Raw genomic sequence first — 14081 nt, 5'->3', positions numbered from 1 at the left:
CTAAGCTACATTTTGCCTGTTTTACAATTTATAATTCCATCTTTGGTAATAATATAATCAACTAAACAATCATGCACCATAGAAGGCACAAAATCGACAATTTGACAAGAAAGCGCAACTCCTACAAAATCAGCTTGATCGGCATTTAATAAAAACCGATCGTAGAATCCGGCTCCCATACCTAAACGATGCCCCTGTTTATCAAAAGCAACCCCCGGTACAATGACCAAATCTATTTCATCAGGCTGCATTATATTTATATCTGGATTATCCACAGTTAAAATTCCAAACTCGCCAGAAACAAGTTTATCTAAATTTTCAATCTTAACTGCATCCATAAGCCCAGCCTTATCTCTTATATGCGGAACGCAAATTGACTTACCCTTTTGCAATGCATACGCAATGAAGTTCATTAGCTGTACTTCATCCTCCATCGCTAAATAGCACATAATAACTTTTGCATCTTCAACCAATGGACTGTATAGCAAATGCTCCAAAATTGCATCACTTTCTTCTCTTATCACAGACTCTCCCAAGCTCCGTCGGATCTTCAAAATTTTTTTGCGTAATTCTTTCTTTATCATATGTAAAATTATGCTTTTTCAGCTTTTTTTTCTTGCGTAACATTTGTATTTACAGATGACCTTGCTACTTCAATTTCTACTTTATCAGCAATTTTTACGGTAACAATGTTATCTTTAATTGCAGTAATCTCGCCATAAATACCACCGATTGTCATGATTTTATGACCTTTTTTCAAGTTATCGAGCATTTCTTTACGACGCACTTGTTCCTTTTTCTGTGGCCTATACAACATAAAATAAAAAATCACAATCATTACGACAATTGGTCCATAAGAAACCAAAATATTCATCATCTCTGGACTTAACACGAAAAACCCCTCCAATAAACCTTTTATTTAACAACAAATTACTTAAGATAATAATTTCGACGACTTTTTTTAAAGTCCTTTTTAGTGCTGATAATTCAATAAAAAATCATTTCTGAATTGAACAAATCGATCTTCTAAAATAGCTTGCCGCATCTTATGCATAAACTCCAATAAGAAATGTAAATTGTGTATTGTCATTAAACGCAGGCCAAAAATCTCATCTGTTTTCAATAAGTGCCGGATATAAGCCCGTGAAAAATTTTGACATGTATAACAATTGCAATTGTTATCAATTGGCTGGAAGTCTCTAGCATATTCGGCATTTTTAGCAACAATTCTTCCCCGCCATGTCATGGCTGTCCCATTTCGAGCCACACGAGTTGGAAATACACAATCAAACATATCAATACCGTGCAGAACACCCTCTACCAAACAATCAGGGGTTCCTACTCCCATCAAATAGCGAGGTTTATCTTTCGGCAGCTGACATACAGTATGTTGCAAAATTTCATACATTAAATCTTTAGGTTCACCAACGCTTAATCCTCCAACCGCATATCCAGGAAAATCAAACTCCACTAAATCACGCACACTCATTGTACGTAGATCTTTATACATTCCACCCTGAACAATGCCAAATAACGCTTGATCTTTACGCGTCAATGTATCTTTGCAACGTTTTGCCCAACGTGTTGTCCGTTCTGTTGACTTCCGTGCATACTCATGTTCGGCGGGATAAGGCACACATTCATCGAATGCCATAATAATATCTGCACCTAAATTCATCTGAATTTTAGTAGCTATCTCTGGAGATAAAAATTGTTTGGATCCGTCAATATGCGACCGAAACGTAACACCCTCTTCTGTAATTTTACGCAATGCACCTAGACTAAATACTTGGAATCCACCGCTGTCGGTTAAGATGCCACGATCCCAATTCATAAATTTATGTAAGCCACCGGCTTCTTTTACCAAATCATCGCCCGGGCGCAAAAATAAATGATACGTGTTACTTAAAATAATTCCAGCCCCCATATCTTTTAATTCTTCTGGAGACACAGATTTTACCGTAGCTTGCGTTCCAACGGGCATAAAAATTGGCGTATCAAAGACACCGTGTGGGGTATGTAATTTTCCCACACGCGCACCAGTTTTTGAACACTCTTTAATTAATTCGTATTTTACCGCCAAAACAAATCCTCCTATTTGCATACTCTCTATATTTTAGGTTTTCCATTCACGATAAACATTGCATCACCAAAACTGAAAAATCGATACTTTTCTTTTATTGCTTCTTTGTAAGCTTTAAATACGCATTCTTTTCCTGCAAAGGCGCTAATTAGCATCAATAATGTAGACTTTGGCAAATGAAAATTTGTTATGAATGCATCAACAATTTTAAATTCATACCCGGGATAAATAAAAATATCAGTCCAACCACTCTTTGCGGTAATATAATTTTTTCTTTCACCTGCTGACTCTAAGGTGCGAATTGCTGTAGTTCCTACCGCGATAACTCTACTGCCGCGTTGTTTCGTTTCATCTATTAATTTGGCAGTTTCTGCCGATACAGAATAATACTCTCTGTGCATTACATGATCTTCAATTTTATCAACATTTACTGGGCGAAATGTTCCTAATCCAACATGCAATGTAACAAAGCCCAAATTTATTCCCATTTCTTTCAATTCTGCTAACATTTCTTTGGTAAAATGCAAGCCAGCAGTAGGGGCGGCCGCTGAACCACGTTCACGTGCATAAACAGTCTGATATCGTTCTTTATCAGTTAACGCTGTTTTTATATAGGGAGGTAATGGTGTTTGCCCTAATCGGTCTAAAACTTCTTCAAAAACACCTTTGAATTTAAATTTGACAATTCTACCTCCAAATTCTGTATTGGCTATCACCTCACAAGAAAGATCCTCCGCAAATACAACTGTCGCACCAATCTGCGCTTTCTTCCCCGGCTTAACTAAAACTTCCCATTCATCATTCTTTTGACGAGTTAGTAGAAAAACCTCTATTTTTCCACCAGTCTCGCTCTTATGTCCAATTAATCTTGCCGGGATAACTCTGGTGTCATTGAAGATCAAAGTATCGCCTGGTACAAGATATTCTTTTAAGTTATAGAAGTGTTTATGTTCAATCGTCTTTTCTTTTTTATCTAAAATTAACAATCTAGAATGATCTCGTGGTTCACACGGTGTCTGCGCAATCAACTCTTCAGGCAGATCATAATCAAAGTCTGATAATAGCATCCTATACTCCTTACAAAACTAATATATTTTTTTTATCTCAATTCCCTGATAATAATGATTTAATATTTCTTTAAAATACCTATTTTCTGTTTCCGGAATTTTGTCTGCCATAGCTTTAGCGCCCCATTGTGATAATCCAAGACCATGCCCCCAGCCAAATCCGTTAAACAAAATAAGTTCTCCCGGTCTTCCAGTAATTCTTCGAATATTTTCTTTATCGGTAATCAATCCTTTTTCCTTGTAAGGCGGCAAATTTACATCAATTATTTTTCTCCCATACATTCCGATCGGAACATCAATCGTTTTTTCATTTGGAACAATGAGCGTAATATCAAATAAAGTGCTATTTAGCCCCAACACACTCCTAGCCTTATTTCCCTCAAGAATTACGCTAGTTTTTTCTCCAATAAACGTCATTGTTTTTATGCGCCCTGAAGAACTACGATCATTGCCATTTACATCATCTTTGCGCAAAGGAGTGACTTCTATTGCTTGCAATTTACCAATTGTATAACCGGCATTTTGCAATTTAGTTTGTACTTCTTCAACAGTCATTTTTTTCTCCCATTTATACTGGGGAGATACCTGATCATAGTCGACTACAGAACGTAAGTATGGAGAATACGTACCCCAGACATCCTCACTATTTTCAGTACGCCCACCCGAACTGCTATGAAAAACTGCTGCAATTGGTTTTCCTTTATAAAGCATAACCAAACCATTTGTATCATCAACAGCTTTTTTACTTCTATCCATTTCGACTGCTTTTCCATTATAAACTTGACAGTGTGTGGTTGCACAAACATCATACCCTTCAGCCTCATGTTTATGCATATTACTTAAAGCAAATGATCTTGCGGCAACAGCTTGCGCTTTAATCGCTTCAAGATTCCAAGATGCTGGCATTTCACTAGGAACAATGCTATATAAATATTGTTCAACAGGTAGACGATTTACAATCGTCATCCCTTGTTTATCTATATTGGAAATGATCACATTCCCACGATATCTTTTCTTATTTACCTCAATGCCACTTTCATCATGGTCTGGTAAACTTACTTCAATTGTTTTTAAATCCAATGATTCATCGTTTATTCTTACTTTACCGGCTTTTACTGTAATAAACAGCCTTGTATTCGGCTCGTATGTATGAATAATCCGACCATTCTCTGAATTCTTTAAAGTAAACGGAGCCTCTGCTGATATATACACACTAGATTGTTTTGTCCATAACCCCACTCGTATAGCAGGTTCAGATTGATACAATTCATCCACGGCACTGGCATATAACGAATGATGAAAACTAAATAATATGGACATGCATATAAGACAAATTTTATATAAATTCAATCTGGCTCACCTCGACTTTTTTATAGAGAATTTATTTCTTTTTTTCTTTATAATAACGTTCTTTTTCACTAAAGATACAACCACAATACGGTTGACGATATAGTTCCAGCTCTCGACTGATGTTCACGCCTTCGTGCCAACCTGTGCGGAAATCTTCATAAATAAAAGTTACCTGTTCTTCCTTGGCAACTTGCTTTGCTATTTCTGTAATTATTTCATGTTTTTGATATGGGCTTACCAATAAACTCGTAGTAAAATACGCATATCCATTTTCTCTCGCAAATCTTGCAGCTTGCCGTAAACGCAACTCATAGCACATTGTACATCGTCCATTTGGAGCATTTAATGCATTTTTTAAGAATTCTTCTAATGTATATTTAGAATCTATTATAATTTCTAAATTCGTTTTCATGGCAAATTCTTTTGCCGTTTCCAAACGATGCGTGAATTCTTTATAAGGATGGATATTAGGATTAAAGAAATAGCCTGTAGGTTCATAGCCCATTTCACGTAATTTTTTCAATGGAAAGGCGGAACACGGCCCGCAGCACATATGTAATAATAATTTCACAGTTGTCACCAAACCTCTAAAGTATATTATTTGGATACTTCTTCACTTTTCTGCAATGGTATCCCAAGGTGTTGATAAGCCGCTAAAGTAGCAGTTCGTCCACGCGGTGTACGATTTATAAATCCAAGTTGTAATAAATATGGCTCGTAGACATCCTCAATCGTATCTGTCTCTTCACTAATAGATGCTGCCAATGTATCAATTCCCACAGGACCACCATTAAATTTTTTTATAATCGTAAGTAACATTTGTCTGTCTGTATTATCAAGTCCGCATGTGTCTACTTCTAGCATTGCCAGAGCTTTATCGGCAATAACATCGGTAATAATACCATCACCTGTAATTTGTGCAAAATCTCTAACACGTTTTAACAGACGGTTCGCAATCCGAGGCGTTCCTCTGGATCGCTTTGCAATTTCTAAAGCTCCGCGTTCCTCAATTTCAATATTTAAAATTTCAGCTGCTCGTTTAATGATGTGAATTAGAGCTTCGGGCTTATAATATTCTAAACGTGAAATAACACCAAATCGATCACGAAGCGGAGCCGCAAGAGCACCTGCCTTTGTCGTTGCTCCTATCAATGTAAAGGGAGCAATATCTAAACGGATTGACCGTGCACTCGGCCCTTTTCCAATAATAATATCAAGCGCAAAATCCTCCATAGCAGAATATAAAACTTCTTCAACATTTCTTGATAAACGATGAATTTCATCAATGAACAGAACGTCTCGTTCTCCAAGATTTGTCAGCAAGGCAGCTAAATCACCTGAACGCTCAATAGCAGGACCAGATGTTACACGAAAGTTCACACCTAATTCATTGGCAATAATTGCAGCTAGTGTTGTCTTTCCTAACCCCGGCGGACCATACAATAAAACGTGATCCAACGCCTCTCCACGAGATAATGCTGCTTGTACAAAAATAGATAAATTGTCTTTGACTTTATCCTGTCCAATATATTCTATCAATTTTCTTGGGCGTAAGCTATATTGCCATTGATCAACTTCTTGCTCTTCTCCAATGACAATTCTATTTTCTAACTCGTCCATTATGACCTCCTGGCAAATTCCTTTAATACCAATTTAATTGTTTTTTCTACAGATGTAGGATCATTAAACTCACGCAAAATTGGCATAAACTCTGTTTGCGTATAGCCGAGTGCTACCAAGGCTAGACTAGCTTCTGAGATCACATCCGCATTTTGCGATTTATCATCCATTACTAGCATTTCTGGTATATCATCTGTAACTGCAAATCCCAACTTATCATGCAATTCTAAAACTAACCGTTCCGCCGTTTTTTTACCGATCCCCGGTAATTTTGTAAGTATCGTAATATTTTTCTGACTAATTGACTTACATAAATCTTCCACGCTAATTGCAGACATAATGCCAAGCGCAACTTTAGGACCAATTCCAGATACTGAAATAAGTTTCAAAAATAAATCATATTCTATCTGTGTATAAAAACCATACAAATGCATTGCGTCTTCACGAACATTTAAATAGGTAAACAGGGTAATCTCTTGATTTACAACCAACTTTTCTCTCGTAGAGGCTGCTACAAAAATTCGATAACCAACCCCTTGTACATCGAGAAAACAACATTCTATCATGATGTGACTTACTTTACCACGTATGTATCCTATCATAATTTATTTCTCCAAACTATACTATTCACACAATGCGTTGTACATATTGCAATTGCTAATGCATCCGCAACATCATCTGGATGAGGCTTCTTCGGTAAATTTAAAAGCTTTTCAACCATATAAATCACCTGATCCTTCGTCGCTTTGCCATATCCAACCACCGCTTGTTTTACCTGTAATGGTGTACGTTCAACAAGCTCAATTTCGTTTTCTGCTGCTGCTAATAAAATAACACCTCTAGCTTGACCAACAGGAATTGCCGTGGTGATATTTTTATTGAAAAATAGTTGCTCAACCCCCATAACATCAGGTTGATATTTTTTTATAATACCGTTTAACTCTCGATGAATTTTAAGCAATCGATCCTCGGGTTTACTCTTTGGACTCGTAATGACAGCGCCATAATCAATCGCTCTTAAATGATTTCCTCTCATTTCTACCAATCCGTACCCACAAATTGCTGTTCCTGGGTCTATTCCTAATGCTAACATATTTGCTTCCTTTATCTATAAATTTAATCGAACATACATACTGTTTTTATATAAATTCGACAATGATTCTATTGATTCCTTTAAAAATCACTTTTATCATTATATAACATTTTGCAAATTTATTCACATAAAAAAACAGGGACCAAATTTTAAAATCTAGTCCCTGTTCTATTATTTTGACTGCATACCTTCAAGAATATATAACATTTCCGCTTTTGATGAAAATATCAAACCTTGCTTAATTTCTTCAATTGCCTGCGGCTGCAAATTACTAACTGGTGTTTTTGTAATTTCTTTTAGAATGGCCTTTGGTCCTGGCTTACCATAGAAAATTGCAACGTACCCATCTTTTATTCCCAAAAACATATTTGCCTTATGCTCTCGGCAGTAATCATTTACCTGTAAACTCATTGTGATCTTTTCTTCGCTGAAATTTTCAATATTCCATTTAGAGTATTGACTTTGAAAAGTTTTATAATCCATCCCAACTAAATTTTTGTCAGGCTTAAATTGTATTGTTTCTTGTTCATTACATTTACTATAGAAAAAAGTTTGAACAATCAGGGTATCCGCCCTAACTTTTATTTTATTATCAATCATACTTACTTCTTGATTTTTTGAAATCATATTTTTATTATTTTCATTCGTAAACCACCATAAAAAACACCCAATGCTAAGAAAAGATATTGTTGTTATAAATAACACGATTTGTCTTTTAGTAAATTTTAAATGATCCAACCAAAACACTCCTTAAAAGTGATGTTAGCCTCATTATTACCAAAAGCTCAAATAATTATACAAAATATTCCTTAGAATATCATGATATCATGCATCTAATAATGCATCATCAATATCATAATTAGAATAAACGTCTTGCACATCATCATGATCTTCTAATGATTCAATCATTCTTAACATTTTTATTGCATCAGTACCTTCTAATTTTATCGTAGTATCGGGAATCATACTAATTTCAGATACAGCAGGTTCAATTTTATTTTCTTCAAGAATCTGTTGAATAGCATCAAAATCTTCTGGTGTTCCTGTAATTTCAAAGACGTCATCTTCCACTTTAAAATCTTCAGCGCCAGCATCTAATGCAAGCATCATTAATGCTTCTTCATCATTAAATACTTCTTTCTCTATTACAAAAACGCTTTTTTTCTTAAACATCCACCCAACACATCCAGTTTCACCGAGGTTTCCACCATTTTTCGAAAAAATGTGCCGAATATCAGCAGCAGTACGATTGCGATTATCGGTCATAACTTCTATCATAACAGCGCTACCAGCCGGCCCATACCCCTCATAAGTCATTTCTTCATAATTGTTTCCATCTACTGCACCCAAGCCTTTTTGAATTGCTCTTTGAATATTATCCTTGGGTACATTATTCGCCTTAGCTTTTGCTAAAGCGAGTTTTAATTTCATATTCCCAGTAGGATCACTTCCACCCATTCTAACTGCGACCGTAATCTCACGACCGATTTTTGTAGTAACCTTTCCTCGGACAGCATCCATTTTTCCTTTTTTGTGTTTAATATTCGCCCATTTAGAATGTCCTGACATAAAAATACCGCTCCCTTAATTAAAAATTAGCATTGTTAATTTTATCATATTATTTATGACTGCGCAAAAGACTGCCATCATCCTTCAATTATAATACGATAATACTTTTTCTTACCCTTCTTTATTAACAAACTTTGATCCTTGAATAATTCTCTTGTCAAAATAAACTCAATATCCGTTATTTTTTCGTCTTGAATCGATATTCCACCCTGTGTAATTAACCTCCGCCCTTCACTTTTAGAAGCAAAAACTTGTTCTTTCGTTAACAAATCTAATAATTTGTTTCCAATATCCTCTGCCTTAATTTTGATTGTAGGAGCATGATCTAAGCTTCCAACTCCCGCAAACAAAGCTTCCGCTGCTTGCTTGGCTTGTTCAGCTTCTGCTTGACCATGAATTAAATTTGTCACTTCATAAGCTAAAACTTTTTTTGCTTCATTAATTTCTTTATCTTTTAATTGTCCCAATCGTCTTACTTCATCCATTGGTAAAAAGGTTAATAATGCTAAGCATTTTTCAACATCCGCATCGGCAATATTACGCCAATATTGATAAAATTCATATGGAGAAGTTTTTTCTGGATCAAGCCACAAAGCACCTTTTTCTGTTTTCCCCATTTTTTTACCTTCACTGGTTGTAAGAAGTTGAAATGTTAATCCATATGCAGGCTTTCCTTCTTTGCGTCGAATTAATTCTACCCCTGCGATAATGTTAGACCACTGATCATCTCCGCCCATTTGCAATTTACAATTGCATCTATTATTAAGCTCCCAAAAATCATAGGCCTGCATGATCATATAATTAAACTCCAAAAAAGTTAGACCTTTTTCCATTCTTTGTTTATAGCATTCTGCTGTGAGCATTCGATTGACAGAAAAATGTGCACCGACATTTCGTAACAATTCTACGTAATTCAATTTCAAAAGCCATTCCGCATTATTTAACATCAGTGCCTTATCATCAGTAAAATCGATAAATCTTTGCATTTGTTTCTTAAAACAATTACAGTTATGTTCGATTTGCTCATTTGTCAACATTTTACGCATATCCGTTTTACCTGATGGATCACCGACAGTACCTGTCCCGCCTCCAATCAAACAAATAGGACGATGCCCTGCACGTTGTAAATGAGCCATCACCATCATGCCTAAAAAGTGACCTACATGTAAACTATCTGCAGTTGGGTCAAATCCAATATAAAAAGTAACTCTTTCATTTTTAAATAATTCTACAATTTCTTCCTCATGTGTCATTTGTGCAATAAATCCACGCTCTTTTAAAGTATCGATAACGTTCACAAAAATCCCTCCAATTATAAATTTATAAACAAAAAACTCGTCCCTCAAATAGGGACGAGCTACAATTAACCCGTGGTACCACCCAAATTAATATTTGTTACACACAAATAAAACTTTGCAGCTTATAACGGCAGCCATCCGGTATCAACCTACTAAACTCCAAATTTTTCAGTCTACTGCTCATCGGGGTATTTCAATCTGCATACCTACTATGTTGCACCCACCCATAGCTCTCTAAAAAGTAATACAAATTTACTTATCCTATTCATCGCATTTATTTAATATTAGAATAAATTATACTCATTTGAAATTATAATGTCAATCGCCGAACGGTTATAAAATCATATTTTAGCAATCTAGAAATACATGATAGCGTTTAGACAAGTATTTTTCTTCCTAAACCCACTTGCTTCGACTTATTAACTCATCTATATTTTTTTAATGCAGGCCCATTTAAATAATTACAAAGCCGCCCCTGATATGTGGTACGTTCTTCCATAAGTTTTGTAATTGTATCACGAATTTTCCACCATCCAGTCTTCCAATTGCTAAATAAAGTATTACTTTCTGGAGCCCGTCCAATGAGTCTTTGCACAACAATATCTTTATTTAAATATTCCAGAAACAAAATCACCCGTTCAATATATTCTTCTCTTGAAATGAGGTCTAACTGGCCAGATTCATATTCATATGCCATTTGTGTGCCCTTTACAATATATAAAGCATGTAATTTTACCTGATCGACTTGAAGTGCAGATAAAATTTTTGCATCTTCGATTACATCGATCCTATCATCCCAAGGTAAGTTCAAAATTAAATGGGCGCATACTTGCAACTTATATTTTTTAATTCGATAAACAGCATCTAAGAATTCAGCTAAAGTATGCCCTCGTTTTACCTTGATTAGAGAATGGTAATTCACACTTTGCAAACCTAATTCAATAGAAATATCTATATTCTTCTTGCTTTTTATCTCCGCCATCATTTCTAGATATTTGTCATTTATACAATCTGGCCTTGTTGCAAGAGCAATTCCAACAACATCATCTTGGCAAGCTTCTTCCATATAGTTTCTTAATTCTTCAATAGGTAGATATGTATTACTGAAATTTTGAAAATAAGCAATAAACTTTTCTGCCTTATATTTTGGCTTTATATGTGCCTTATTTGTATAGAGTTGCTCGCTCACACTCATGTCAGCAGGCAAATTTTCATATCCTGCCCCAATTTCACCACAAAAAGTGCAACCATCTTCCCCACAACTTCCATCCCTATTGGGACATGTAACTGGCAATCCGACTGGCAATTTATATACTTTTTCACCATAGCGCTCTTTTAAATAATCGGAATACACATTATATAACATTTTCTACTTCTCCCTGTAAAAACGCTTGCTCTTCTATCAATAAATAACTTGTCTCGTCTTCAGTAAACGAAAATAAAACTGGACAATTTTTTAAGATGAACACTCTTTTTTTGATAAACGCTAGGATGTCAAACGAAAAAATTTCAATATGATAATTTTTTTTAATATCACGCCAAGTTGTAAATTTGTAACCATCAATGTATTTCTCAGCACCTTGTTCACGCCAAAAATCGGATATCGTTTTATTATATTTTTCGTTCCATTCTAAAAACTCTGGACGTATGCTGGCTTTATCAGAAAGTAATGCATCAAATTTCAAAATTTCTTTTAAAATTTGCATTTTTTCTGGATGCATTTCCTGACAAAATTCATATAAATATTGATAGAGAGATTTCGTTTTATGCGCCACTAAATGTAAATTTCTTTTTTGCCAGTACTCGGTTAATTTCTCATAAAATAAAAAAGCATTCCCACCATTTGAATCAATCAATAATTGGGTGGAATTTCTAAATCGTCCACTATTATAATATTGCTCGAAAACTTCTTCCATAACATGAAGATTCTTAATTTCATGATACGACATATATCGATTTGCTAATACTTGATATGGTGCCGTATCCATATATACATAACCATGTTGCTTTTGATTCTGGCGAATGCCAGAACCTTTCAATAATTTTAAAAAACCAATTTGCAACATGTGCGGTTTTAGACTATATACATCATTAAAAGAAGTTTGAAAAGATTGATAATCTTCATTGGGAAGACCAATAATTAAATCTAAATGTAAATGAATTGTATGCATCTGTAAAATTCTCGTTACATTATAAGAAATTTTATTCCAATCATTTTTCCGACAAATTTTATTCAATGTAACTGCATTTGTAGACTGCACGCCTATTTCTAACTGAATCCGTCCACTTGGCATTAATTCCAGCACATCCAATACTTCATCATCTAAAAGATCCGCAGCAATTTCGAAATGAAAATTAGTTTTACACTGTTGCTTTACTAAAAATTTAAATATTTCCATATAGTGATTTTTTTTCGCATTAAATGTTCTGTCAACAAACTTAACTTGTCGAACATTATGACGAATAAAAAAACTCAGCTCTTCTAACACTCTCTCAACGGCAAAGAAACGAACTCCCTGTGTTGCACTTGATAAACAATATTGACATGAAAAAGGGCATCCTCTGGAGCTTTCATAATAAATGATTTTATCTTGTAGCCCTATCATATCTTTATCATGATAAGGAAATGGGATTGTATTTAGATCTTTTACAACTAGAGCACTCCCTTTTACAAGCTCATTCGCTTGATTATAATACGTTAAGGCAGGAAGATTTCCTATAGTTTCTCCCATTTTCAATTTATTTATCACCTGATAGAAGGTCTCTTCCCCTTCGCCCAGCACAATATAATCAACCTTTGGATTCTCACTTAAGAAACAGTCTGATTGGTAAGTCACTTCTGGACCACCACAAACTATAATTACATTTGGCAGAACCTTTTTTACTAAATTCACCAATTTAGTTGTCATTTCTATATTCCAAATGTAACAAGCAAATGCAACAACATCCGGTTTGGATTCAAATATTTGGCTTAAAATATCTAATATATTATGATTAATACTAAATTCTTTAATCTCAATATCACATATTGTACCGCAATACCCTTTAAGATAACGAAGAGCAAGTGATGAATGTGTATATTTTGCATTTAATGTTGTTAAAATAACTTTCAAAATTTTTCCTCCTAGATTACGACGCTTTTATTGAAGTGCACAAAAGATACTCTAAGTTAATAGTATACACCAAACTCATGTTAAGGTGGTGTATTTATGCGAATTGTCGTTGATGGACAAAAATTATCAGTAAATCCACGTACAACAAAAGATCTACTTCTTATCATAAAAAGTTTAGCACGTTTACTAAATTGGCAAACCTTATATGATCCAAGCAATGAGGTCATCTATGTATCTACCATAAAAACAAATTCTCTTACAAATCCTGCAGATTTTCCAACTCCCGATGTGGAAGAATTAGAAAGTGCTCGCCTTCAAGATAAAGTTATTTGTATTGATGCCGGTCATGGTGGGAATGATCCTGGAGCAATCGGTCCTACCGGAACTATGGAAAAAGATAATACGTTAGCAATTGCAATTTTATTAAAAGAAAAGCTCGAAAATAATGGTGCAAGCGTTATAATGACGCGCTCCGTAGAACAAGATATATCTTATTCTAACCTAAGCAGGCAAGAAGTATTAAATCAACGTGTTGTTACTGCGAACGATTCAGAAGCTGATATTTTTATAAGCATTCATAACGATTCATTTTCTACTTCTACTGCTTCAGGCACAACGACGTTTCACTACGGAAACGAAAAAGCAATTGAACTTGCAAACTATGTGCAGAAAGCATTAACAGATGAATTAAATACAACAAATCGTGGCATTAAATTCGCTAGTTTTTATATTCTTCGTTATACAACAATGCCAGCAATTTTAGTTGAACCGGCGTTCATATCCAATCCCGAAGAAGAACTTCTGTTGACCAGTGCAGATGGTCGTAATAAAATCGCGGAAAGTATCTATGATGGAATCGTCCGATATTTTAAAGTATGAACATTTTTT

The 14081-nt window shown here is 34.9% G+C and carries 15 protein-coding genes and 1 other annotated feature; of the genes, 1 reads left to right on the top strand and 14 read right to left on the bottom strand.

The window, feature by feature from the left end; genetic code table 11:
• Window positions 1–5: 5 nt before the first annotated feature.
• The 14 genes from BN6559_RS00185 to BN6559_RS00120 all read right to left on the bottom strand — a co-directional run bounded on the left by BN6559_RS00185 (window position 6) and on the right by BN6559_RS00120 (window position 13193).
• Window positions 6–584, bottom strand: a complete 579-nt coding sequence (locus BN6559_RS00185) for a 5-formyltetrahydrofolate cyclo-ligase (protein WP_110952854.1) — start codon at window positions 582–584, stop codon at window positions 6–8.
• An 8-nt stretch (window positions 585–592) separates the two neighbouring features.
• A complete protein-coding gene (gene yajC / locus BN6559_RS00180) occupies window positions 593–877 on the bottom strand; it encodes a preprotein translocase subunit YajC (protein WP_110956210.1) in 285 nt (94 codons plus the stop codon).
• A gap of 96 nt (window positions 878–973) precedes the next feature.
• On the bottom strand, window positions 974–2083 hold the full coding sequence (gene tgt / locus BN6559_RS00175) for a tRNA guanosine(34) transglycosylase Tgt (RefSeq protein ID WP_110952853.1): 1110 nt from the start codon (window positions 2081–2083) through the stop codon (window positions 974–976).
• A gap of 26 nt (window positions 2084–2109) precedes the next feature.
• On the bottom strand, window positions 2110–3150 hold the full coding sequence (queA, locus tag BN6559_RS00170) for a tRNA preQ1(34) S-adenosylmethionine ribosyltransferase-isomerase QueA (protein WP_110952852.1): 1041 nt from the start codon (window positions 3148–3150) through the stop codon (window positions 2110–2112).
• 18 nt (window positions 3151–3168) lie between these two features.
• Window positions 3169–4500, bottom strand: coding sequence for a SpoIID/LytB domain-containing protein (locus tag BN6559_RS00165; protein ID WP_199883644.1), 1332 nt, complete (start codon window positions 4498–4500; stop codon window positions 3169–3171).
• Between the two features lie 31 nt (window positions 4501–4531).
• On the bottom strand, window positions 4532–5071 hold the full coding sequence (locus BN6559_RS00160) for an epoxyqueuosine reductase QueH (RefSeq protein WP_199883643.1): 540 nt from the start codon (window positions 5069–5071) through the stop codon (window positions 4532–4534).
• Between the two features lie 26 nt (window positions 5072–5097).
• Window positions 5098–6120: a Holliday junction branch migration DNA helicase RuvB gene (gene ruvB / locus BN6559_RS00155; protein ID WP_110952851.1), complete on the bottom strand. Its 1023-nt coding sequence runs from the start codon at window positions 6118–6120 to the stop codon at window positions 5098–5100.
• Window positions 6120–6722, bottom strand: coding sequence for a Holliday junction branch migration protein RuvA (ruvA, locus tag BN6559_RS00150; protein ID WP_110952850.1), 603 nt, complete (start codon window positions 6720–6722; stop codon window positions 6120–6122). Before ruvA ends, ruvB begins: the two co-directional genes overlap by 1 nt.
• Complete coding sequence (ruvC, locus tag BN6559_RS00145; protein ID WP_110952849.1) at window positions 6719–7213, bottom strand: crossover junction endodeoxyribonuclease RuvC; 495 nt, start codon at window positions 7211–7213, stop codon at window positions 6719–6721. The genes ruvA and ruvC overlap by 4 nt, the downstream gene beginning before the upstream one ends.
• A gap of 171 nt (window positions 7214–7384) precedes the next feature.
• Window positions 7385–7951: a BofC C-terminal domain-containing protein gene (locus tag BN6559_RS00140; protein ID WP_110952848.1), complete on the bottom strand. Its 567-nt coding sequence runs from the start codon at window positions 7949–7951 to the stop codon at window positions 7385–7387.
• 87 nt (window positions 7952–8038) lie between these two features.
• A complete protein-coding gene (locus tag BN6559_RS00135) occupies window positions 8039–8782 on the bottom strand; it encodes a YebC/PmpR family DNA-binding transcriptional regulator (protein ID WP_110952847.1) in 744 nt (247 codons plus the stop codon).
• Between the two features lie 77 nt (window positions 8783–8859).
• On the bottom strand, window positions 8860–10080 hold the full coding sequence (gene tyrS, locus BN6559_RS00130; RefSeq protein WP_110952846.1) for a tyrosine--tRNA ligase: 1221 nt from the start codon (window positions 10078–10080) through the stop codon (window positions 8860–8862).
• 47 nt (window positions 10081–10127) lie between these two features.
• Window positions 10128–10358 (bottom strand) — a binding site (T-box leader).
• 146 nt (window positions 10359–10504) lie between these two features.
• Window positions 10505–11446: a TIGR01212 family radical SAM protein gene (locus tag BN6559_RS00125; RefSeq protein ID WP_110952845.1), complete on the bottom strand. Its 942-nt coding sequence runs from the start codon at window positions 11444–11446 to the stop codon at window positions 10505–10507.
• Window positions 11436–13193: a B12-binding domain-containing radical SAM protein gene (locus tag BN6559_RS00120; RefSeq protein ID WP_110952844.1), complete on the bottom strand. Its 1758-nt coding sequence runs from the start codon at window positions 13191–13193 to the stop codon at window positions 11436–11438. The genes BN6559_RS00125 and BN6559_RS00120 overlap by 11 nt, the downstream gene beginning before the upstream one ends.
• A 96-nt stretch (window positions 13194–13289) precedes the next feature.
• Here BN6559_RS00120 and BN6559_RS00115 point away from each other — a divergent pair, with 96 nt between their 5' ends.
• The gene (locus tag BN6559_RS00115) at window positions 13290–14072 is read left to right on the top strand and encodes an N-acetylmuramoyl-L-alanine amidase family protein (RefSeq protein WP_110952843.1); all 783 of its coding nucleotides are present in this window, start codon (window positions 13290–13292) and stop codon (window positions 14070–14072) included.
• Window positions 14073–14081 lie beyond the last annotated feature (9 nt).

Source organism: Massilibacillus massiliensis, from assembly GCF_900086705.1.
Classification (GTDB): domain Bacteria; phylum Bacillota; class Negativicutes; order FLKF01; family FLKF01; genus Massilibacillus; species Massilibacillus massiliensis.
Note: the sequence above shows the minus strand (reverse complement) of the source record. Positions and strands in the feature narration are given on the sequence as shown.